This window comes from Arthrobacter sp. UYP6 (genome assembly GCF_040547315.1).
Lineage (GTDB): Bacteria > Actinomycetota > Actinomycetes > Actinomycetales > Micrococcaceae > Arthrobacter_B.
In genome coordinates this window covers 1-23212 of record NZ_JBEPPM010000029.1, presented here as the reverse complement: position 1 = coordinate 23212, position 23212 = coordinate 1, and the positions used below count along the sequence as shown (strand labels likewise).

The following is a 23212-nucleotide window of genomic DNA, read 5'->3' as shown; positions in this document are numbered from 1 at the left end:
CCTGCACCCAGGTACGGAAAAAGGCATTCCCGCGGGGGAATACCTTTTTCCGTTGTATGCCGGTCAGTTCTGCTTGGCAAACATCTCCGCGAGGAAATGCCCGGTGTAGCTGACCTCCGATTTGGCCACCTTTTCGGGCGTCCCGGTGGCGATCACCTGTCCGCCGCCGGTGCCGCCTTCCGGACCCATGTCAATAATCCAGTCGGCGCTCTTGATGACGTCCAGGTTGTGCTCGATGGTGATGACTGTGTTGCCCTTGTCCACCAGTCCCTGCAGGACCAGAAGCAGCTTCCGGACGTCCTCGAAGTGCAGGCCGGTGGTGGGCTCATCCAGCACGTACACGCTGCGTCCGTTGGAGCGCTTCTGCAGCTCAGCGGCGAGCTTCACGCGCTGCGCTTCGCCGCCGGAGAGCGTGGTGGCCGGCTGGCCGAGCCGGACGTAACCGAGGCCCACATCGACGAGCGTGTTCAGGTGCCGGGCAATCGGCGAGAACGCGGCAAAGAACTCCGCGGCCTCCTCAATCGACATGTTTAGGACCTCGGCAATGTTCTTGCCCTTGTAGTGCACCTCAAGGGTTTCACGGTTGAACCGTCCGCCGTGGCAGACCTCGCAGGGGACGTACACATCCGGCAGGAAGTTCATTTCGATCTTCAGCGTGCCGTCGCCGTGGCAGGCCTCGCAGCGGCCGCCCTTCACATTGAAGGAGAAGCGGCCGGGAAGGTAGCCGCGGACCTTGGACTCCGTGGTCTCGGCGAAGAGCTTGCGGATGTGATCCCAGACGCCGGTGTAGGTGGCCGGGTTGGAGCGCGGCGTGCGGCCGATCGGGCTCTGATCCACGTGGATGACCTTGTCCAGGTTTTCCAGGCCGTCGATCCGAAGGTGCCGTCCCGCCACATGCTTGGCGCCGTTGAGCTTGGCGGCCAGCGTCTTGTACAGGATGTCGTTGATCAGGGTTGACTTGCCGGAGCCGCTGACCCCGGTCACCGCGGTAAAGACCCCCAGCGGAATGCTGACGTCGATGTTGCGCAGGTTGTTTTCCCGGGCACCAACAATCTTCAGCTGGCGGGTCTTGTCCACCTTGCGCCGCTTGGACGGAATCTCAATCTTCCGCCGTCCGGACAGGTAGTCGCCGGTCAGCGACCGCTTGTTTTGAAGCAGTCCCTCCAAGGATCCGGAGTGGACCACTTCGCCGCCGCGCTCACCGGCGCCCGGTCCAATGTCCACCACCCAGTCAGCCTCGTAAATGGTGTCTTCATCGTGTTCCACCACAATCAGGGTGTTGCCGAGGTTCCGCAGCCGGGTCAGGGTTTCGATCAGGCGCCTGTTGTCCTTCTGGTGCAGGCCAATGGACGGCTCATCCAGGACGTACAGGACGCCCACCAGGCCGGAACCGATCTGGGTGGCCAGGCGGATGCGCTGCGCCTCGCCGCCGGAAAGCGTGGCGGCGGGCCGGTCCAGGCTCAGGTACTCCAGCCCGACGTCCAGCAGGAAAGTCAGTCGGGCCTGGATTTCCTTGAGGACCTGGTCACCAATCTTGGCTTCCCGGGCAGTGAGGTCAAGGCCGCGGAAAAACTCTGCTGCCTCGCGCAGGGGAAGTGCTCCCACCTGGGCAATGTTTCTGCCGTTGATCAGCACGGACAGCGAGGCCGGGTTTAGCCGGGCTCCCCCGCATTCCGGGCAGGGAATTTCCCGCATGTATTCTTCGTAGCGGTCCCGGGCGCTGTCCGATTCGGTTTCCAGGTGCTTGCGGTGAATGTACTGGATGACCCCTTCAAAGCCGGTGCTGTACTTGCGTTCCCGGCCAAAGCGGTTCTTGTACTGGACCACCACTTTATGGTCCTTGCCGTTGAGGATGGCTTCGCGGGCTTTCGCCGGCAGCTTCTTCCAGGGCACGTCCATGGAGAAGCCCAGTTCCTTGGCCAGGCCGGCCAGCAGCCGGTTCCAGTACTCCAGGGTGGCGTTGCCCAGTGCCCACGGAGCCACGGCGCCGGCCGCCAGACTCAGGTTCGGGTTGGGAATGACCAGTTCCTCATCCACTTCCAGCCGGCTGCCGATGCCGGTGCAGACGGGGCAGGCGCCAAAGGGGTTATTGAAGGAGAAGGACCGCGGCTCAATTTCGTCGATGGCCAGCGGGTGCTCGTTGGGGCACGCCAGGTGCTCGGAGAACGCGCGGAGCCGGTCCTCGCTCTTTTCGTCCAGGTCCACAAGGTCCGCCAGGACCCGGCCGTCGGCCAGGCCAAGGGCAGTTTCCACCGAGTCGGTCAGGCGCTGCCGGATGCCGTGCTTGGCGACCAGCCGGTCCACCACCACCTCGATGGTGTGCTTGTACTGCTTGCCCAGCTTGGGCGGCTCGGAGAGCTGGATCAGGTCTCCGTCAACCTTGGCACGGGAGTAACCCTTGGCGGCGAGTTCCTTGAACAGGTCCACAAACTCGCCCTTGCGCCCGCGCACCACCGGAGCCAGGATCTGGAACCGGGTACCCTCCTCCAGTTCCAGCAGCTGATCGACAATCTGCTGCGGCGTCTGCCGTGAAACGGGCTCGCCGCAGACCGGGCAGAACGGGGTGCCGACGCGCGCCCAGAGCAGGCGCATATAGTCGTAGATTTCGGTGATGGTGCCCACCGTGGAGCGCGGGTTCTTGGAGGTGGACTTCTGGTCAATGGACACCGCGGGGGAAAGTCCCTCGATGAAATCGACGTCCGGTTTATCCACCTGCCCCAGGAACATCCGCGCGTAGGAGGACAGGGATTCGACATAACGCCGCTGCCCCTCGGCGAAGATGGTGTCAAAGGCCAGGGAGGACTTTCCGGAACCGGAAAGTCCCGTAAAGACAATCATCGCGTCACGCGGCAGATCGAGGTCCACGTTGCGCAGGTTGTGCTCCCGGGCGCCCTTGACGATCAGGCGGGAAAGATCATTGCCGCTGTGCGGCTCGTTGGCACTATCGGCCATCAAAGAGGTAGCTGTAGACACATTTTCCACTGTAGTTCACCGTTTGGTTCGAAGATGTATTCGACACCGCAGTGTTCACCGCAGGCGAAGGGCCGTTTCCACATAGGTCAGGGCTTCCTGCGGGTCCAGGCCGTTGGCCCGGACGGAGTCAGCAAAAACCCGCGCCGCTTCGGCCACCCGCCGTTTACCGTTATCTCCGGCTGCGGCAATGACAGTGCCTGCCCGCGAGCGCGTGGTCACCACTTCAGCCTGTTCCAGTTCGCGGTAGGCACGCGCCACGGTGTTGACGGCTAGCCCCATCCGGGCGGCGAGCGCGCGCACCGGAGGCAGGCGGGTTCCTACGGCGAGGCGCCCTTCATTGGCGGCATCCAGGATCTGGACTCGCAGCTGCTCGAAGGGAGGAACCGAGCTTGCGGCATCGATGCGGACCCAGGACAGGACGTCGTCGCTCATGGGACCGCCTTCGTGTTGGAGAGATACGGAAATTACCGCTTTATCCATTTTGCCATGCCGGAGCACGCGACGCCGGGAGGCAGGTCACAGCGGGGAGCCTGTCCCCTCTTCCGCGTCCTCTGCGACCGCCGGTTCGGCAAACTGCGAACGGTACAACTCGGAGTAGAAGCCCTCCGCGGCCAGGAGTGCGTCATGTGTACCCTGCTCAACAATCTCTCCGTGGCGCACCACCAGGATGACGTCCGCATCCCTGATGGTGGATAGTCGGTGCGCAATGACAAAGCTGGTGCGCGCTTCTCGCAGGGCGTTCATGGCCAGCCGGATGGAAATCTCGGTGCGGGTATCCACTGAACTTGTTGCCTCATCCAGCACCAGGATGGCCGGATCCGCAAGCCAGGCGCGGGCAATGGTGATCAGCTGGCGCTGCCCCTGGCTAAGGGATCCGCCGTCGTACCCCAGGACCGTGTCATACCCCTCGGGCAGCGAGCGCACAAAGTGATCCACGTGGGTGGCACGGGCGGCCGCCACGATCTCCTCCTCCGTGGCCCCTGGCGCACCGTAGGCCAGGTTCTCCCTGATGGTCCCCTCGAACAGCCAGGCATCCTGCAGCACCATGCCGATCAGCTTCCGCACGTCGTCGCGCCGCATGCGGGCAATGTCCGTTCCGTCGATGGTGATCCTGCCGCCATCCAGGTCGTAGAAGCGCATGAGCAGATTCACCAGGGTGGTCTTGCCCGCACCCGTGGGCCCCACAATCGCCACAGTCTGCCCGGGCTCCGCGGTAAAGGACAGATCGCGGATCAGCGGAGCATCCGGGGAATAGCTGAAGTCCACGTGCTCAAAGGCCACGCGTCCCGTCACTTCGGTAATGGTGAGCGGATCCGCGGGGTCCGGCTCCTGCTCCCTGTCATCCAGAAGTTCGAACACACGTTCGGCTGAGGCGACGCCGGACTGCAGCATGTTGATCAGGGAACCGATCTGCCCCAGCGGCTGGGAGAACTGCCGGCTGTATTGGATGAAGGCCTGCACGCCGCCGATGGACAGGCGGCCGTTGGCCACGAGGATCCCGCCCACCACGGCAACCGCCACATAGTTCAGGTTGGAGATGAACTGCATGGTGGGCATGATGATGCCGGAAACAAACTGGGCCCGAAAGGAGGAGCGGTACAGGGTCTCGTTAGCCGGCCGGAACCCCTCCACCACGCGTTCCTGCTGCCCAAAGGCCTTCACCACGTCCTGCGCGCTGAACATTTCCTCGATGTACCCGTTCACCTCCCCTGTGGACTTCCACTGCTGCATGAACTGCACCTGCGAGCGCCGGGCGATCAACACGGTGACGACGGCGGAGACCGGCACGGTAATCAGAGCGATGAGGGCCAGCAGCGGTGAGAGCCACAGCATCATTCCCAGCACCCCCACGATCGTGAGCGCGGAGGTAATGATTTGGGTCAGGGTCTGGGAGAGGGTCTGCGCCAGGTTGTCGATGTCGTTGGTGACCCGGCTGAGCACATCGCCGCGGGATTCGCGCTGAAAGTGGGACATGGGCAGCCGGAACAACTTGCCGTCCACATCCCGCCGCAGCCGGTACATGGCGTTCTGCACCACCCGTGCGGTGACCCGTGCCTGCAGCCAGCCGAACAGGAACGCGGCCAGGTAGATCCCCAGCACCCCCAGCACCAGCACCCCGAGGCGCCCGAAGTCCAGTCCCTGTCCGGGCACCACGTCCATGGAGGCCAGCATGTCCGCCAGCTGGTCCTCTCCGGCGGCACGCAGCGCCTGCACCTGCTCTTCCTTGCTGATCCCAGGCTGCAGTCCGGCACCGATCACGCCGTCGAAAATCACGTTGGTCGCCTCCCCCAGGATCCGGGGTGCGGTGACGGCGAGCGCCACGGAAACGACGGCGGCCACCATGACCAGCGCCACGCGCAGCCGGTCCGGTCGCATCAGGGACAGGATCCTGCGCACGCTGGAGCGGAAGTTCAGCGGTTTGGCGGCGGGAGCGTGTACACCCGGGCCGCGTCCGCCGGCCGGGCCTGCACCGGCGGGTCCGCGGCCCGGGCCGGCGCGCATCCCGCTCACTGGACTTCCTCCGCCGTGAGCTGGGATTCAACAATCTCCCGATACGTGGGTGAGCAGGACATCAGTTCCTCGTGCGTGCCCTGCCCGGCGATCCGTCCTTCCTCCAGGACCACAATCCGGGCGGCGTCGGCGATGGTGTTGACCCGCTGGGCCACGATGAGGACGGTGGAGGACCGCGTGCGCTGTTTCAACGCGGCGCGCAGGCGGGCGTCAGTGGCAAAGTCCAAAGCGGAGAAGCTGTCGTCGAAGAGGTAGATGGCCGGCCGGACCACCAGTGCCCGGGCAATGGCCAGGCGCTGGCGCTGCCCACCGGAGAAGTTCCCCCCGCCCTGCTCCACCCGGTGCTCCAGCGCCCCCTCCGATTCGCGGACAAAATCGGCAGCCTGGGCGATGTCCAGTGCTTCCCAAAGTTCCGCGTCGGTGGCGTCGGGTTTGCCGAAGCGCAGATTGGAGCCGATGGTGCCGGCAAACAGATACGCCTTCTGCGGCACCAGGCCAATGCCGCTGCGCAGGGACTGAAGGGTCACGTCCTCGATGTCCTGGCCGTCAATGAAGATTCCGCCCGAGGTGGCGTCCAGCAACCTTGGCACCAGGTTGAGCAGGGTGGACTTTCCTGCCCCGGTGGAGCCGATGATGGCCGTGGTCTGCCCCGACTCGGCCGTAAAGCTGATCCCCTGCAGCACGGGCGCCTCCGCCCCGGGATAGGTGTAGCCAACATCGTTGAAGTCCAGGGTTCCGCCGTCGTACACCAGCGGAACCGCATCACGGGCGTCATGCACCGTGCTTTCGGTATCCAGGACCTCGTAGATCCGCTCGGCACAGACGGCTGCGCGCGGGAGCATCATGATCATGAACATGGACATCATGACGGCCATCAGAATCTGCATGATGTACGCGATAAAGGCGGTGAGCGCCCCGATCTGCATTTGCCCGGCGTCAATCCGGTAGGCCCCAAACCAGACCACCGCCACCGAAGCCAGGTTGGCCACCAGCATGGCTGCCGGAAACAGCAGCGCCATGTACTGAGCGGTCCGCAGCTGGGTTCCGGTCAGCTCAGAGTTGGCGGTATTGAAGCGGGCTTCCTCGGTGCGCTCCCGGACAAACGCCCGGATGACCGCCACTCCCATGATCTGTTCGCGCAGCACGGAGTTCACCCGGTCGATCTGCTTCTGCGCGCGCCGGAAAAGCGGGATCAGCCTGCGCAGCACGAGGCCGATCACCACAAACAGCACCGGCAGGATCAGCAGCAGGATCCCGGAGAGCGGCACGTCCTGATTCAGTGCCAGCAGCACCCCGCCCACCCCCATGATCGGAGCGGAGACCATCACAGTGAAGGTCATCAGCAGGGCCATCTGCACCTGCTGGACGTCATTGGTGGTACGGGTAATCAGGGACGGGGCACCAAACACACCCACTTCCCGGGAGGAGAAGGACTCCACCGTGGTGAACAGGTTGTCCCTGATGTTCCGGCCCACACTCATCGCCACCCGGGACGCGAAGTAGGTGGCCGTCACGGCACACACCACCTGCCCGGCGGTGATGACCAGCATCCAGCCGCCCAAATCCAGGATGACGCCCGTGTCAGCGGCCACCACTCCCCGGTCGATAATCCCCGCATTCAGGGTGGGCAGGAACAGTGTGGCGGCGGTTTGCAGGAACTGCAGGACGACGACGGCGGCAACGGCTCCCTTGTAGGGCGCAAGGTTTTGCCGGACAAGCCTGAGGAGCACTCTTTCCTCCTGGACCGGCCGGATCCAGTGTCCGGCACCATCCGAACCTACGCCCGCACCCGCGGGCAGGCAAGACCCTCCGGACCGGAGCAGGGGTCGTGCATCTGCGAGCGCCGAACTAGACTGGCGCCATGTTTGATTTGAAGAACGTCACCATCCGCAGCCGGTCCGTGGGCACCATGGACAACAACGTCTACGTCATCACCGCCAAGGACACCGGAGCCCAGGTCCTGATTGACGCCGCCGACGATTTCCCGGCCCTTGCCCAGCTACTGGCCGACGCCGCCGAAGACGCCGCCGTGCCGGCGAAGGTGGAGCTGATTGTTACCACCCACAGCCATTGGGACCATGTGCGGGCCCTCGCCGAAGCCGTGCGCGCCACGTCAGCCCGCACCGCCGCCGGCCGTGAAGATGTGCCGGACATCGAAGTTCCCACCGATGTGCCGCTGGATCACGGAGACACCGTTCACTCCGGCGCATCCGCCGGGCCGGGCGGATTCGAACTCGAAGCCATCAAGCTCCGCGGACATACTCCCGGCTCCGTGGCCCTGCTCTACCGTGACCCGGACGGCCCGGCCCACCTTTTCACCGGGGATTCGCTCTTTCCCGGCGGTTTGGGCAACACACAGAAGGATCCGGAGCGTTTTGCTTCCCTCTACCGAGACGTAGTAGAACGTGTGTTCGAATACCTTCCGGATGACACGGTGATCCATCCCGGCCACGGTGCCGGAACCACACTCGGCGCCGAACGCCCCCACCTGCGGGAGTGGAAGGAACGCGGCTGGTAGCGGTCCGTTTGCCTGCTGTTGCGTTGACCCCCGCCAATTGAGGGACTTACGCTCCAGAAGGGACCTCCGGATCGGATGAGAGCGGGAAGACCGTGGCCAGTTCATCGTCGTCGTCATCACTGTCCGGACAGCCGGCCTCGCCCGGCAAACCACAGATCGGGCTGCTGGCCTGCGTAGCCTTCGGGGTGGGCACCACGGTGGGCGGCGGCGTCTTTACCCTCTCCGGAACGGCGATCAACCTCGCCGGCCCGGGGGCGGTCCTGAGCTACGTCATAGCGGGGATTGTCATGGCCCTGTGTGCGCTGTGCTTCATCGTGGTTTCCACCCGTGCCAAGGAGGGAGAATCCGGCTACGGGCCGGTGGGGACCATCCTAAGTCCGTTCTGGCGCTTCGTTGTCATGTGGGCGTTCTACCTCAACGGAGCCACGATCATTGCGTATCTCGTTGACTCCTTCGGTGACTACCTCAGCGAATACTTCCTGCCGGCCATTGGCGCTTTGACACTGGGGCTCGTTGCCACTGTGCTGGTAACGGCCTTGAACCTGGGGCCCACGTCACTGGTCGCGAAGGCTGAAACCTGGGTGGTGGGAATCAAACTGGCGCTGCTCGTGCTTTTTGCCGTTTGGGGCCTGACGGAACTGACACCTCAGAAGCTTGACCGGCCCCTGCCGCAGGGCACCGGCGGGGTCCTCTCAGCGGCAGCACTGCTGTTTACCGCCTACACCGGCTTTAACGTCATCACGAATATGGCCGGATCGGTGAAGAACCCGCGCAAAACGGTGCCCCGCGCCATCCTGCTGACCCTCCTGGTGTCCGGAGTCGTCTATCTGGGCACGGCCCTGGCCATGCTGGCCAGCGGCGTCACCGTTTTCACGGCCACCGGCGTCTCCCAGGCCGCGAAAATCGTCATGGGCACCTGGGGCGGCGTGCTGGTGGCCTTCGCCGCCTGCCTGTCCACCCTGTCCGGAGCCAACGCCAATGTGCTTGGTGCCTCGGAGATCATGCTGCGGATGGTGGCCCGCGGGGATGTGCCGCCCGCACTGGGCCGCCAGACCCGCGGCGGGCATCCCTACGTGAGTGTGCTGCTGCTGGGCGTGATCACCGTGCTCCTGGTGCTGCTCAACGACACCACCTTCGTGGTCTCCATCGCCAACGTGGCCGCCATCCTGGCCATGATCGTGGTGAGCGTAGCGGCCGCCGTGCTGGGGTTCCGCAGATGGCCGGGCGAGGGAGCAAAGCTGCCGCTCGGTCCCGTCATTCCGATCCTCGCCGTTCTGGCCGCAGCCAGTCAGCTGCCCTCCCTGGATCCCGCCGCGCTGATCACGGGTTTGCTGCTCACCGCCTTCGGGGCTGCACTGTATCTGGCCCGGCGCTACCAGAGCGGCGGTGCGGGCAACCGGGCGCATGCCAACCATCAGATCGACACCCTCAATACCCCGCTGATGAAGGCGGCACGCACCCGGCGCGCCGCCTGAACCGGCCACCCAACGGCCGACGAGAGCCGCAGGCTATTCTTTCTTCCGGCCCACCATGAAGATGCGCCGGAACGGAAACACAGTTCCCCACGCGCGCTGCGGATAAGCCTCGCGCAGCAAGGCGGCGTAGTCGTCCTCAAAGTGTGCAAAGTCCCCGGCATCCAAAGCAGCGATGACCGGGCGCAGGGCCGTTCCGCGCACCCACTCCAGCACCGGGTCATCTCCGGGCAGCACCTGCGAGTAACTCGTCTCCCAGACATCGGCCTCAAAACCAGCCTCGGTCAGCAGGCCCAGATAATCTTCCGGCTCATCCACGGCGTCGGCATGGCGCAGCACGCCGTCCAGCTTGCCGGACCACGCCGGACTCACTGCCAGTTCCCGCATCAGCGCATGCGAGGGGGCCCCGAAGTTTCCCGGCACCTGAACGGCCAGCCAGGCACCGGCGTCGAGCTGCTTGGCCCAGCGGCGCATCAGGTCCTGGTGGCCGGGAACCCACTGGAGCGCGGCATTGGAGACCACCACATCCGTTCCGGGCGCAGGTTCCCACTCCTCGATGCCCGCTCGGACAAACTCCAGGTTCGCGGGAGCGCCGTCCAATTCCCCCGCCTGCTCCACCATTTCTGCCGAGGAGTCGACGCCGGTGACCCGGGCTCCGGGCCAGCGGGCGGCGAGCGCCGCGGTCAGGGTGCCGGGTCCGCAGCCCAGGTCCACCACGCGGCGCGGGGCATCGGCGGCGATGCGTGCCGTCAGATCAAAGAAGGGGCGGTCGCGGTGCGAGGAAAACTGCGTGTACTTACGTGGATCCCATTTCATGCCGCCGAGCCTACAACGTGGCCGAAGCCTGCGTACGCTGCCGGTCATACAGCGCAACAGGTCCTCAGGCCTCCCCCCGCCGTGCCGTCTGCACCCCCTGGCCCGGCCCGATACTCTGGTAGGGACATGAAACTTCTTGAACAGCTTGCCTCCGGCCCGTCCAGCACCCGCACCATCGACCCCGACGAGACCTACACGTCCTTCCTGGAGTGGGTCGAGAGCCGGGGCATGTCGCTGTACCCGGCGCAGGACGAAGCCGTCATGGAGCTGGTAACCGGCAACAACGTCATCCTGGCCACCCCCACGGGCTCCGGCAAGTCGATGGTGGCCATTGCCGCGCATTTCCATGCCATGGCGCACGACGAGCGCAGCTACTACACCGCGCCCATCAAGGCCCTGGTCTCGGAAAAGTTCTTCGCCCTCTGCGAGATCTTCGGCGCCGAGAACGTGGGCATGGTCACCGGCGACTCTTCGGTCAACAAGGACGCCCCCATCATCTGCTGCACCGCGGAGATCCTGGCGAACATTGCCCTGCGGGAAGGCCCGGACGCGGACCTGGGCACCGTCATCATGGATGAGTTCCACTTCTACTCCGATCCGCAGCGCGGCTGGGCCTGGCAGGTTCCGCTGCTGGAACTGCCGCAGGCCCAGTTCCTGCTGATGTCCGCCACCCTGGGCGATATGACCCGCATCGCCAACGAACTCAGCGAACTCACCAACCGGGACACCGTCACCGTTTCCTCCGTGCAGCGGCCCATCCCCCTGCACTACTACTATGTGGAAACCCCGGTCCAGGAATCCCTGGAGGAACTGCTCGCCACCAAGCAGGTGCCCGTCTACGTGGTGCACTTCTCCCAGATCGAGGCCATTGACCGGGCCCAGGCGCTGATGAGTATCAATGTCTGCACCCGTGAGGAGAAGGACAAGATTGCCGAGCTGATTGCCGGCTTCCGCTTTGCCCCCGGCTTCGGCAAGACCCTGAACCGGCTGGTGCGGCACGGCATCGGCGTGCACCACGCCGGCATGCTGCCCAAGTACCGCCGCCTGGTGGAGCAGCTGGCGCAGGCCGGACTGCTGAAGGTCATCTGCGGCACGGACACTCTGGGCGTGGGCATCAACGTGCCCATCCGCACCGTGCTGATTACCGCCCTGTCCAAGTACGACGGGACCCGCACCCGACCGCTGAAGGTCCGCGAGTTCCACCAGATTGCCGGCCGCGCCGGACGGGCCGGCTATGACACGGCGGGCACCGTGGTTGTACAGGCACCGGAACACGTGATCGAAAACGTCAAGGCCATGGCCAAGGCGCACGCCAAATTCGGTGATGACCAGAAAAAGCTGCGCCAGGTGGTGAAGAAGAAGCCGCAGGCCGGATTTGTCTCCTGGGGCAAGCCCACCTTCGAGAAGCTCGTGGACGGCACCCCGGAGCCGCTGACCTCCAGCTTCAACATCACCCACTCCATGCTGCTGAACCTGCTGGAGCGCCCGGGCGATCCGTTCACGGCCGCCAAGAAGCTGCTCACCAACAACCACGAGACCCGTTCCTCGCAGCTGGCGCTGATGAAGAAGGCGCTGAGCATCTACCGGGAGCTGAAGACCGCCGGCATTGTGGAGGTCCTGCCCGAGCCCGACGCCGACGGCCGCACCGTCCGCCTGAAGGTGCACCTGCAGCCCAACTTTGCCCTGAACCAGCCGCTGTCCCCGTTTGCCATGGCTTCCCTGGAGATCCTGGATCCGGACAGCCCGTCCTACGCCCTCGACGTGGTGTCCGTCATCGAAGCGATCATGGAAAAGCCCCGGCAGGTGCTCTCGGCGCAGGAGAAGAAGGCCCGCGGCGAAGCGATTGCGGCGATGAAGTCCCAGGGCATCGAATACGACGAGCGGATGGCCCTGCTCGAAGAGGTCACCTATCCGCAGCCGCTGGCCGAGCTCCTGGACCAGTCCTTCGAGGTGTACCGCTCCGGCGCTCCGTGGCTGGGCGAATTTGAGCTGAGCCCCAAGTCGATCGTCCGGGACATGTACGAGCGGGCCATGAGCTTTGGCGAGTACGTGCAGTTCTACTCCCTGGCCCGGTCCGAAGGCGTGCTGCTGCGCTACCTCTCGGACACCTACAAGGCCCTGCTGCATACCGTTCCGCCGGAGCGGCTGCGCGAGGACCTGGAGGACATCATCGAGTGGCTCGGCGAGCTGGTCCGCCAGACCGACTCCTCGCTGCTGGATGAATGGGAGGAGCTGACCAACGGCATCAACCCTGAGGCCTCCGAGCAGCCGGTCCTGCCGCCGGTGCCGGATAAGCTCACTGCCAACGTCCGTGCCTTCCGGGTCATGGTCCGCAACGAAATGTTCCAGCGGGTGAAGCTCTTCGCCGACGAGGATGACCGCGCCCTGGGCGAGCTCGACGGCGGTTCCGGCTGGGATGCCGACCGCTGGGCGGACGTGCTGGACGCCTACTTCGAAGAACACGAGGACATTGACGACGGCCCCGACGGCCGCGGACCGAACCTGCTGATCATCAAGGAACTGCCCGGCAAGTGGGAAGTCCGGCAGATCTTCAAGGATCCGGCCAACCACCTGGACTGGGGCATCACCGCCGAGGTGGACCTGGCCGCGTCCGACGAAGCCGGGTCCCCCGTCATCAAGGTGATCACAGCAGGACGGCTGGACTAGGGTGGAGGGCATGCAGATTCGCCCCGCCCGCCCAGAAGACGTCCCGGTCATCCTTGAACTCATCCATGACCTGGCGATCTATGAAAAAGAGCCGCACGCCGTCAAGAACACCGTTGCCGCGCTGGAGCAGAACCTCTTCGGAGAAAACCCTGCCATCTTTGCCCACGTGGCCGTGGATGAGGGAACCGTGCAGGGCTTTGCCCTCTGGTTCCTGAACTACTCCACCTGGGAGGGCGTGCACGGCATCTATCTGGAGGACCTCTACGTTCGGCCCGAAACCCGCGGCAAGGGCATGGGGAAGGCGCTGCTGCGCACCCTGGCGGAAATCGCCGTCGAGCGCGGCTACGCCCGGGTGGAATGGTGCGTGCTGAACTGGAACGAGCCCTCCATCCGCTTCTACTCATCCCTCGGCGCGGAGCCGCTGGATGAGTGGACCACGTTCCGGCTGACCGGTGCGGCGCTTGATACCTTCGGCTCCGGCAGCGCTGTTTCGGCGGCGGCGGACAACCGGGCATGAGCGTTCCGCACGAGGCCTCCGAGCCCTACGACGTCCGGGGAATGCGCGTTACTGACCACCGCTTCACCGTGCCGCTGGATCACTCCACACCCGACGGCGAGAGCATCACCGTTTTCGCGCGTGAATACAGCGACGCTGAACTGGCCCCCGCCGAGACCGAACAGCTGCCATGGCTGCTGTACCTGCAGGGCGGCCCGGGCGGCAAGGGCTCCAGGCTGCTGTCCTTCAGCGGCTGGACCAAGGCCGCGTCCAAGCATTTTCGGATCCTGATGCTGGACCAGCGCGGAACCGGGCTCTCCACTGCCGCCAACCGGCAAACCCTGGTCCTGCGCGGGGATGCCTCCGCCCAGGCACAGTATCTGACGCATTTCCGGGCGGACTCGATCGTGGCCGACGCCGAGCTGATCCGCGAGACCCTCGGCTCGGAACCGTGGACCACCTATGGGCAGAGCTACGGCGGCTTCTGCACCCTCACGTATCTCTCCTTCGCCCCGCACGGACTGCGCGAATCCCTCGTCACCGGCGGCCTTGCACCGTTGACCGGGCCCGCGGACCGTGTCTACCGGGCGACCTTTCGCCGAGTGGCGGCCCGCAATGCGGAATACTTCGCCAAGTATCCGCAGGACCGCGGCATCACCACCCGCATCGCCAGGCATCTGGATGCCGTTCCCGAGTTCCTGCCAACGGGTGAGCGGCTCAGCGTCCGGCGCTTCCAGATGGCCGGCTCCTTCCTGGGCGGGAACACGCGGATGGATGGCCTGCACTTCATGCTGCAGGAAGCCTTTGTGCCCACGCCCGACGGCGAACGGCTGTCAGATACGTTCCTGGAAACCGTGCATGGGCTGGTCAGCCGGGCCGCCAATCCGCTTTACGCCCTGATCCACGAATCCATCTACGGCCAGGGCGGGGCGACCGGGTGGGCCGCGGAGCGGGTGCTCGGTGAATTCCCGTCATTCCGGCCCGACGCCGAGGAACCCCTGTACACCGGCGAAATGGTGTACCCCTGGTACTTCGATGAGGATCCGGCCCTGGTTCCGCTGAAGGAGACGGCCGAACTGCTGGCGGCCAAGAACGACTGGCCCGAGCTGTACAACACCGGGCAGCTCGCCCGGAACACCGTGCCCGTGGCGGCCGCCGTTTACACAGACGACATCTACGTGGACCGGGATCTCTCCCTGGAAACCGCCGAGGCGGTGCGCGGCCTGCAGGTCTGGGAAAGCGCAGACTTCCACCATGACGGCATAGCCGACGACGGCGAGGGCATCTTCAACCGCCTACTGGGCATGGTGCGCCAAAACCGGGAATAGCCCGCCTGCACCGGGTTGCAGGCGGTGCCCCGTTGGAGTCTGCCGCCGAGGGGAATAGCCTGAGTACAGGAGTGCACTGCGGCGGAAGGCTCTGTCATGGCACCCAGCACGCGTATTGACAGTCCGCGAACGGACAGTTCCCCGGTGGTTCCCAAGTGGCGGCCCATAACCTCGGCTGCCCTGGGCATCCTGGCCGCACTGCTGCTGGTGGCCGCTGTAGCGGCCGGATACGCAGGCGGCCTGGTCACGAATACCGACCGGTATGTGGCGGCCGTAGGTCCGGTCATTCAGGATCCGGCGGTCCAGGCGGATCTCTCGGCACAGATCAGCGAACAGATTACGAGCCAGCTGGATGTCAGCACCTCGGTGAACGATGCATTCGCCAACTTTGACGACTCCCCTGCCGCCCAGGCGCTCGGAGCCGCACTGGCTCCGGTGGTCGCGGACCGCACCAATACTCTCATTGACAACACAGTCGCCAAGGCTGTTGCCAGCCAGAGGTTCGCCAATCTCTGGACGGAGGCCAACCGCAGGGCCCACGATGCCCTGGTCCGGGTAGTACAGGACGATCCCGGCGGTGCCGCGTCGATTGCGCCGAACGGGGATATCACCGTCTCCACTTCGGCAATGATTGGCGAAGTGAAATCCCGGCTTCTGGCCCAGGGCGTTGCGGCAGCATCGGTTATTCCCGACGATGCGGGGCAGGACTACACCGTCTTCAGCGCACCGGGCCTCGCAAACGCCCTCTCCGCCCTGAACACGCTGGGTAGAATCCAAGCCGTGCTGCCGTGGCTCGCCCTGGTGGCCGCAGCCGGTGCTGTGTTGGTGGCCCCCACGGGCCGCCGGCTGCGTTCAGGCATGGTCATTGCGGTATCCAGCGCCGCGGCGGCGCTGCTGACCGTGCTGGTCCTGCGGCTCGTCCAGCAGTCCGGAATCGATTCCATGACGGGAAGCGCAGTCTCTCCGGAGGCAGCGTATGCGCTCAGTGATGCCTTCCTGACGCCCCTGGCCGCTGCCCTGCGGACGGTGTTCGTACTGGCGCTGCTCGCGGTACTGGTGCTGTTGGCCGCAGCCCATCCGGCCCGGTGGCAGCCGTGGGCCATGCGGCATCAGCGGTGGTACCAGGGAGGCGCCGCAGCGGTCATTGTCCTGGTGCTGTTCATCCCCGGCATCAGTGCCTGGACCACCATCGGCGTCACACTGGTGATGGCCGCCCTGATCGTTGTCCTGGAGGTCCTGGGCAGACAAACGCGGACGCCGCTGCAGGCGGCGTCCGCGTCAGGTGGAACGAACCACACCGGACCGCATCCGCAATCCGGCTAGGTATACGGCGGCCGGTTACTCCGGGGTCCCGGGCTTCCGGGGGTCAGCCGCCAGGAACTGTGCCCGGCTCTCGTCTGAGATTTCCGGCAGTTCCACGTCGTCGCGGTCCTTGGCTGCAGTGGAGGCAGCGCGGTAGGTTTCCGTGACCTTCTCGTAGGCGTCCGCGCGCTCTTCGTGCGGGGCGTCCTCCTCGAGGTTCCGGTACACCTTCAGCGCATTCTCCAGTGAGGCAACGGCCTGGACGGCCTTCGCCTTGGGGCTGAGCAGCGACGCTACCGTGGCGATCACGATGGTGCCGAGGATCACGGCCAGGGAGACGAAGGTGGGAATTTCCGGAGCCCAGCCAATGTGCTCGCCGCCGTTGATGAACGGCAGTTCGTTGACGTGCAGGGCATGCAGGATCAGCTTTACGCCGATGAACGCAAGAATCACGGACAGGCCGTGCTTGAGGTAGATGAGCCGGTCCATCAGGCCGCCCAGCAGGAAGTACAGCTGGCGCAGCCCCATGAGCGCAAAGATGTTGGCGGTGAAAACAATGAACGCGCTCTGGGTCAGGCCGAAGATGGCCGGAATGGAGTCCACGGCGAACATCAGGTCGGTCACGCCAATGGTGACGAAGACGATCAGCATGGGGGTGAAGACCTTCTTGCCGTCCACCACTGTGCGGATCTTGCCCTGATCGAACTTTTCAGTCATCGGCAGGACGTTGCGCAGCTTGCTGATGAGCTTGTTGTCGCTGCCTTCGTCTTCGTCTTCGCCGTTGTCCGTGGCCTGCTTGTAGGCGGTCCAGAGCAGGAAGGCGCCGAAGATGAAGAAGACCCAGCTGAAGTTCTCAATGACGGCTGCTCCGATAATGATGAAGATGCCGCGCAGGATCAGCGCAATGATGATGCCGAACATCAACACTTCCTGCTGGTACTTACGGGGTACCGAGAAGCGGGCCATGATGATGATGAAGACAAAGAGATTGTCGATACTCAGGCTGTATTCAGTGACCCAGCCCGCAACAAACTGGCTGCCGTACTCCGGCCCGGTAAAGACAAACATGGCGCCGGCAAAGAGCAGAGCGAGCCCCACATAGAACCCGACCCACAGGCCGGCTTCCTTCATCGACGGCTCGTGGGGACGCTTGACCACCAGAAGCAGGTCGAAGAGCAGGACGACTCCGAGGACAACAAAGGTGCCGACCTCAAAGACAACGGGTAACTCGGGCATGTGCAAAACCTTTCGGGCGCGTCACTGAGCGCAGGTCTCTCCGGCACCCGTGGACGGAGCCTGAAACGGATGCCCGCTGCACCCGGCGGGACGACGACGCCCCGCGTGCTGACGGATACAGCGACAAAGGATACTCCCCTACGCCGCCAAGAAGTCTATCGCAGCGACCCGCCCCCGGCCCCCGGTTGGGCCGGGTATTTGGGCCGCCGCACCTTCGCCGTAAATAATTTAGGCGTGACCGGCGTTCTGCATCTGGCGCAGTTCCTTCTTGAGGTCGCCCACTTCGTCGCGCAGCCGGGCGGCCAGTTCAAACTGCAGTTCCGCCGCGGCGGCGTGCATCTGTTCGGTCATTGAAGCGATCAGGCCGGCCAGGTCCTCCGCAGGAGCAGCGGCAAGTCCATCCTTGCGGATGCCCTTGCCCTTGCCGGTGGTCTTCCGGTTCTTCTTTTCGGCCGCCTCGGCCAGCAGGGCCTTGGTGTCCGCGTCCTCCCGGGCCAGCGAATCGGTGATGTCCGCAATCTTCTTCCGCAGCGGCTGGGGATCCACACCGTGGTCCTCGTTGTATTTCACCTGGATGGCGCGGCGGCGGTTCGTTTCATCGATGGCGCGGGCCATGGAGTCAGTGATCCGGTCCGCGTACATGTGCACTTCGCCGGAGACGTTGCGGGCGGCGCGGCCAATGGTCTGGATGAGTGAGGTGGAGGAGCGCAGGAAGCCCTCCTTGTCCGCGTCGAGGATGGACACCAGCGACACCTCGGGAAGGTCCAGGCCTTCACGGAGCAGATTGATGCCCACCAGTACGTCGAAGGTGCCCATCCGCAGCTCACGCAGCAGTTCCACGCGGCGCAGGGTATCGACGTCGGAGTGCAGGTACTCCACCTTGACGCCGTGCTCCATCAGGTAGCCCGTGAGGTCCTCGGCCATCCGCTTGGTCAACGTGGTGACCAGTACACGCTCGTTCCGCTCGGTCCGGGTGCGGATTTCCCCCAGCAGGTCATCGATCTGGCCCTTGGACGGCTTGACGATCACCTGCGGGTCCACCAGGCCGGTGGGCCGAATGATCTGTTCCACGAAACCGTCGGATTTGGAGAGCTCGTACTTGCCCGGCGTGGCGGACATGTAGACGGTCTGGCCGATGCGCTCCAGGAACTCGTCCCATTTGAGCGGCCGGTTATCCATGGCTGAGGGCAGCCGGAAACCGTGGTCAACCAGAGTCCGTTTGCGGGACATATCGCCCTCATACATGGCGCCGATCTGCGGAATGGTCACATGGGACTCGTCCACCACCAGCAGGAAATCGTCAGGAAAGTAGTCCAGCAGGCAGTGCGGGGCGGTACCCGGACCGCGGCCGTCAATGTGCCGCGAATAGTTTTCGATGCCGTTGCAGAAGCCCATCTGCTGCATCATTTCCAGGTCATAGGTGGTCCGCATGCGCAGCCGCTGCGCTTCGACCAGCTTGTTCTGCGACTCCAGCTCCGCCAACCGGGCCTGGAGCTCGTCCTCGATCTGGCGGATGGCGCGGTGCATCCGGTCCTCACCGGCCACGTAGTGCGAGGCAGGGAAGACGTACATTTCCGTTTCTTCGCGGATCACGTCCCCGGTGAGCGGATGCAGGGTGTAGATGTTCTCGATCTCGTCGCCGAAGAACTCAATCCGCAGCGCATTTTCCTCATACATCGGAATGATTTCCACGGTGTCCCCGCGGACCCGGAACGTGCCGCGGTGGAAGTCCATATCATTGCGTGCGTACTGCATGGACACAAACTTCCGCAGCAGGTCATCGCGGTTCATCTGCTGGCCCTTGCTCAGGGTGACCATGCCTTCGATGTACTCTTCAGGCGTTCCCAGGCCGTAAATGCAGGACACCGTGGCCACCACAATCACGTCGCGCCGGGTCAGCAGCGCGTTGGTGGCGGAGTGGCGCAGCCGCTCCACTTCCTCATTGATGGAGGAGTCCTTCTCAATGAAGGTGTCCGTCTGGGGGACGTAGGCCTCCGGCTGGTAGTAGTCGTAGTAGGAGACGAAGTACTCCACCGCGTTGTTGGGCAGCAGTTCACGGAACTCGTTGGCCAGCTGTGCGGCGAGGGTCTTGTTCTGCACCATCACCAGCGTGGGCCGCTGGACCTGCTCCACCAGCCAGGCCGCCGTCGCACTCTTACCGGTACCGGTGGCACCGAGGAGGACCACGTCCTTTTCGCCGGCATTGATGCGCTCGGCGAGTTCCTTGATGGCGGTGGGCTGATCACCGGCCGGTGAGTATTCACTGATTACTTCAAACGGGGCAACAACCCTCTTGATGTCCTGCGCAAGACTCATGATTAAAAGCTACTCCGCGCTGCGGTCAGGATGCGTCCGCAGTGCAGCCGGTTAGCTGAGGGCTGAACACTGGTCACCGTCTTTTGTCCGCGGCCATGAGCTCCCGGTTCAACGGGAGAAGCCTGGCCTCCCACAGCTTCTGCACGGCGGCCACCAGCTCGTCCGACGTTCCCTCGTTGTTCAGGACGACGTCGGCTGCCGCCGCGCGTTCTTCGGCTGAAGACTGCGCCGCAATCCGGGCCCGGGCCGCTTCGTCGCTCATGCCCCGGTCCGCTGCCATCCGCCGGATCCGTTCCTCCTGGGGTGCATCAATCACCAGCACAAAGTCGAAGCTGCGGTGCTGTCCGGTCTCCACCAGCAGCGGAATGTCATGGACCACAATGGTTCCCGGTGCGGCTTCCCGCTCCAGTTCCGCCGCCCGTGCCCGCACGCGCGGATGGACGATCCCATTCAGTGTTTGCCGTTTCGCCTCGTCACTGAAGACCACGGCCGCCAGTGCCGGACGGTCCAGCCGTCCCTCGCCGTCCAGTATTCCGGGGCCAAAGGCCTCGACGACGGCGGCGAGCCCTTCGGTGCCGGGCTCCACCACTTCCCGGGCCAGCGCATCGGCGTCGATCACCAGGGCGCCCAAATCCGCCAGGGTGCGTGCGGCCAGCGATTTTCCAGCGGCGATGCCGCCTGTCAGTCCTACTCTCAGCATGCGCCCAAGGCTACCGCGGAACGTCTGTGCGTGCGGACCCGGCCGGGGATGGCCCAACACCGCCTAAACTGGAGAGGTGAATGAACAGGTCGGCACCACGGGGCGCTACACCACCGTTGCCGGCGAACACCGGCATGAGCTGGAAATCAAGCGCTCGCGGTTCATCACCGTCCTGCGGCGGGTGGAAACAGAGGAGGAAGCCCGCGGCCTGGTTGCCGGACTGCGGCGCGAGTTCCACGACGCCCGTCACCACTGCAGCGCCTTTGTTCTGGGTCCTGACCGCAGCGTCCAGCGATCCAGTGACGACGGTGAACCCTCCGGCACGGCCGGCATTCCCATGCTGGAAGCATTGACCAAACGCGAGACGTTCCACGGTGCCGCGGATCTGAGCGATATTGCCGCCGTAACGGTGCGCTACTTCGGCGGCATCCTGCTGGGCGCGGGCGGCCTGGTGCGGGCCTATTCGGAGTCCGTATCCTCCGCCGTAAACACCGCCGCACTGATTCGGCGCAGACGCATGCAGCTGTACGGCATTCCGGCCGGGCACTCCGCAGCCGGACGGCTGGAAAACGACCTTCGCTCCGCCGGTGTCAGTGTGCTTGGCACCGAGTATTCCGCGTCCGGTGCCCTGCTGAACGTGGCATTGCCGGATACCGCCGATGCCTTGGAGCAGTTTCATGCCCGGCTCGCCGCCCTCACCGCCGGAGCCTCCGATCCGGTCCCCCTTGGAACGAAATGGATAGACCTTGACTGACTCCCCCGCCGCCAGCGACGCCGCCGGCACCGACAATGCCGACTTCTCCGCTGCCGGCTTCGACTTCGCCCGGCTGAGCCGCAGGCCCGATGTGGAAGCCGACAACCTTCAGGCCTGGGATGCCGCCGACCGGCTGCTGCTCGACACGGCAGCGGCTGATCTGGCCGCCGCGGCACCGGGCGCCGTCGTCGTCATCGGGGATTCCTACGGTGCCCTGACGCTGGCGGCGGCAGCCCGGCACGGGCTGTCGGGCCTGAGGGTGCACCAGGACCCGCTGAGCGGCGAGCTGGCACTGCACCGAAATGCGCGGAATCTGGGGCTGGAGGACGCCTTTGCGCACCATGGCCTGGAGCCGGATCTGGTGAATGGTGCCCGAGTGGTGCTGCTGCGCCTGCCCCGGTCGCTGGATGCGCTGGAGGAGATTACCGAGCTGGTCGCCGCGCATGCGTCCCCCGAGGTGGTGGTGTATGCCGGCGGCCGGCTCAAGCACATGTCCACCGCCATGAACGACGTGCTGGGTCGGCATTTCGCATCGGTGACGGCCGGACTGGCCCGGCAGAAGTCGCGGATCCTGACCGTCCGCGCTCCCCTGCCGCCGGCACAACGCCCGGCGGCGCGCTTTCCGGTGTTCTCTCGGCACGACGTCGGCCAGGCGGCGCCTCTGGAACTCTGGGCCCACGGTGCGGCCTTTGCCGGTCCCGCCCTGGATATCGGCACCCGGTTCCTCCTGCCCCATCTGGCCGGAGCCCGGCCGGCGGAACGCGCCGTCGACCTTGGCTGCGGCACCGGAGCCATCGCCACCTATTTGGCCCTGGCCCGCCCATCCCTGCGGGTCCTGGCAACGGACCAGTCGGCCGCGGCTGTGGCTTCGGCAGCGCGCACTGCCGCCGCGAACGGCGTGGCCGACCGCGTGGAGGTGCGCCGCGACGACGCCCTGGCCGGGCTGCCGGATAAGTCGGAGGACCTGGTGGTCCTGAATCCGCCCTTCCACATCGGTGCCAGCGTACATGCCGGAATTGCGTTGAAGCTCTTCGCGGACGCCGGCCGCGTGCTGAAACCGGGAGGCGAGCTGTGGACCGTGTGGAACAGCCACCTCACCTACAAGGCGGCCCTCAACCGGTTGGTTGGACCCACCCGGGAAGTGGCGCGGAATCCCAAGTTCACGGTGACGGTCAGCACGCACCGCTAGGTTTCGGCGCCGCCCGGATCCGGGAGGGCCGACAGGAAAAGAGCTAACCTGCCCGACATGCTCACGGATCGTCCGAGACTGGTACCGATGGCCCCTGTTAGGTAGGTACAAGCCATATTCCCCAGACGAGGAGGGAAAACTTGTGAAATCGCTTTTTCTCCACGTCGCGGTCACGAACTAGAACAATGACCGCCCACGCAAGGTGGAATACCATCAACAGCAATGCAATGGCACCGGTTACGGCCCTGTGTAAGAGACGAGAGCAGCCGTGATGACAACTATTGCAGAGAAGAGCATGGCCTGAGATTAAAGGTGCTCGTGGGAAAGAGACTAGCCATGAGGCTGAGCTGAGCCGGACGGAGCCGTAAACCGATCCTCGATGTAGACGCCTGGCTCTCAGATAGGGTCGCATCAGCGGAGGAGTGCCTGGCTAACAGCGGATTCCAGTACAAAAGACCGCTTCTGATCGGGCAGCCCGCGATGGTCGTGGGTTTTATCTCGGCTCTCTGGTGACGAGGGTGTTATACGACGGCCCTGGCTTGTCGGTTGGTGTTGCAGTTCAAGCCGTAGCAGCGATCACCGTTGTCGTTTGCCTTGCCCGCGTTGTCCGAGGCCAACGCGAGGACCATCGGAGAGAGCAAGGACATGAGCCCAGAAATCCAGGCAGACCACACCTCGGGCGTTTAGGGATCCTTGAGCGGTCGCTTTTGTGGGTGGAGGGCATAGTGTGCGTGATACTTCCAGGTACAAACTACAGTCAATGCCGAATCGCATCGCCAGTTCGGAATCGCCGTGGCAAGATGAAACTGACGTCGAGGTGGTGGCTAGCCGACCCAACCCTGGCCTTGACCCCGGATGGTGGACACCTCACAAGAGAGAATGTTCACTATGACAAGAGCACGTCGGGAGTTCACTCCTGAATACAAGGACGAGG

General features: G+C 64.6%; 15 protein-coding genes and 1 pseudogene. 8 read left to right on the top strand and 8 right to left on the bottom strand.

The features are described from left to right. Positions 1-63: 63 nt before the first annotated feature. The 4 genes from uvrA to ABIB35_RS18040 form a co-directional block, all read right to left on the bottom strand. Complete coding sequence (uvrA, locus tag ABIB35_RS18055) at positions 64-2952, bottom strand: excinuclease ABC subunit UvrA (RefSeq protein ID WP_354183125.1); 2889 nt, start codon at positions 2950-2952, stop codon at positions 64-66. A 75-nt stretch (positions 2953-3027) separates the two neighbouring features. Then, positions 3028-3405, bottom strand: a complete 378-nt coding sequence (locus ABIB35_RS18050; protein WP_354183116.1) for a GntR family transcriptional regulator — start codon at positions 3403-3405, stop codon at positions 3028-3030. Between the two features lie 84 nt (positions 3406-3489). Then, entirely contained in the window at positions 3490-5475 is a 1986-nt protein-coding gene (locus ABIB35_RS18045; protein WP_354183124.1) for an ABC transporter ATP-binding protein, read from the bottom strand. A 5-nt stretch (positions 5476-5480) separates the two neighbouring features. Then, the gene (locus ABIB35_RS18040) at positions 5481-7214 is read right to left on the bottom strand and encodes an ABC transporter ATP-binding protein (RefSeq protein ID WP_354183115.1); all 1734 of its coding nucleotides are present in this window, start codon (positions 7212-7214) and stop codon (positions 5481-5483) included. Positions 7215-7345: 131 nt separating this feature from the next. Between ABIB35_RS18040 and ABIB35_RS18035 the strand changes: the two genes are divergently transcribed. Next, on the top strand, positions 7346-8002 hold the full coding sequence (locus tag ABIB35_RS18035; RefSeq protein ID WP_354183114.1) for an MBL fold metallo-hydrolase: 657 nt from the start codon (positions 7346-7348) through the stop codon (positions 8000-8002). 92 nt (positions 8003-8094) lie between these two features. Continuing rightward, the gene (locus ABIB35_RS18030; protein ID WP_354183113.1) at positions 8095-9477 is read left to right on the top strand and encodes an APC family permease; all 1383 of its coding nucleotides are present in this window, start codon (positions 8095-8097) and stop codon (positions 9475-9477) included. Positions 9478-9510: 33 nt separating this feature from the next. On the opposite strand, the gene ABIB35_RS18025 is transcribed toward ABIB35_RS18030, so the two are convergent. Beyond that, complete coding sequence (locus tag ABIB35_RS18025) at positions 9511-10290, bottom strand: trans-aconitate 2-methyltransferase (protein ID WP_354183112.1); 780 nt, start codon at positions 10288-10290, stop codon at positions 9511-9513. A gap of 126 nt (positions 10291-10416) precedes the next feature. Here ABIB35_RS18025 and ABIB35_RS18020 point away from each other — a divergent pair, with 126 nt between their 5' ends. From ABIB35_RS18020 to ABIB35_RS18005, 4 genes are all read left to right on the top strand, one after another. Continuing rightward, positions 10417-12957, top strand: a complete 2541-nt coding sequence (locus tag ABIB35_RS18020) for a DEAD/DEAH box helicase (protein ID WP_354183111.1) — start codon at positions 10417-10419, stop codon at positions 12955-12957. Positions 12958-12967: 10 nt separating this feature from the next. Then, on the top strand, positions 12968-13474 hold the full coding sequence (locus ABIB35_RS18015; RefSeq protein ID WP_354183110.1) for a GNAT family N-acetyltransferase: 507 nt from the start codon (positions 12968-12970) through the stop codon (positions 13472-13474). Then, the gene (locus ABIB35_RS18010) at positions 13471-14781 is read left to right on the top strand and encodes an alpha/beta fold hydrolase (RefSeq protein ID WP_354183109.1); all 1311 of its coding nucleotides are present in this window, start codon (positions 13471-13473) and stop codon (positions 14779-14781) included. Before ABIB35_RS18015 ends, ABIB35_RS18010 begins: the two co-directional genes overlap by 4 nt. A 96-nt stretch (positions 14782-14877) precedes the next feature. Then, a complete protein-coding gene (locus tag ABIB35_RS18005; protein WP_354183108.1) occupies positions 14878-16104 on the top strand; it encodes a hypothetical protein in 1227 nt (408 codons plus the stop codon). A gap of 219 nt (positions 16105-16323) precedes the next feature. Here the strand turns inward: ABIB35_RS18005 and ABIB35_RS18000 are convergent. The 3 genes and pseudogenes from ABIB35_RS18000 to coaE form a co-directional block, all read right to left on the bottom strand. After that, positions 16324-17319, bottom strand: a pseudogene (locus ABIB35_RS18000) (TerC family protein); the annotation flags it as partial. Positions 17320-17547: 228 nt separating this feature from the next. Next, positions 17548-19635, bottom strand: coding sequence for an excinuclease ABC subunit UvrB (gene uvrB, locus ABIB35_RS17995; RefSeq protein ID WP_354183107.1), 2088 nt, complete (start codon positions 19633-19635; stop codon positions 17548-17550). 73 nt (positions 19636-19708) lie between these two features. Continuing rightward, entirely contained in the window at positions 19709-20335 is a 627-nt protein-coding gene (gene coaE / locus ABIB35_RS17990; protein ID WP_354183106.1) for a dephospho-CoA kinase, read from the bottom strand. A 76-nt stretch (positions 20336-20411) separates the two neighbouring features. On the opposite strand from coaE, the gene ABIB35_RS17985 reads away from it, so the two are divergent. Further along, positions 20412-21089 carry a YigZ family protein gene (locus ABIB35_RS17985; RefSeq protein WP_354183105.1) on the top strand — a complete coding sequence of 226 codons (678 nt, stop codon included), beginning with the start codon at positions 20412-20414 and terminating at the stop codon, positions 21087-21089. After that, a complete protein-coding gene (locus tag ABIB35_RS17980; protein ID WP_502915830.1) occupies positions 21082-22278 on the top strand; it encodes a class I SAM-dependent methyltransferase in 1197 nt (398 codons plus the stop codon). Before ABIB35_RS17985 ends, ABIB35_RS17980 begins: the two co-directional genes overlap by 8 nt. The last annotated feature ends 934 nt before the right edge of the window (positions 22279-23212 follow it).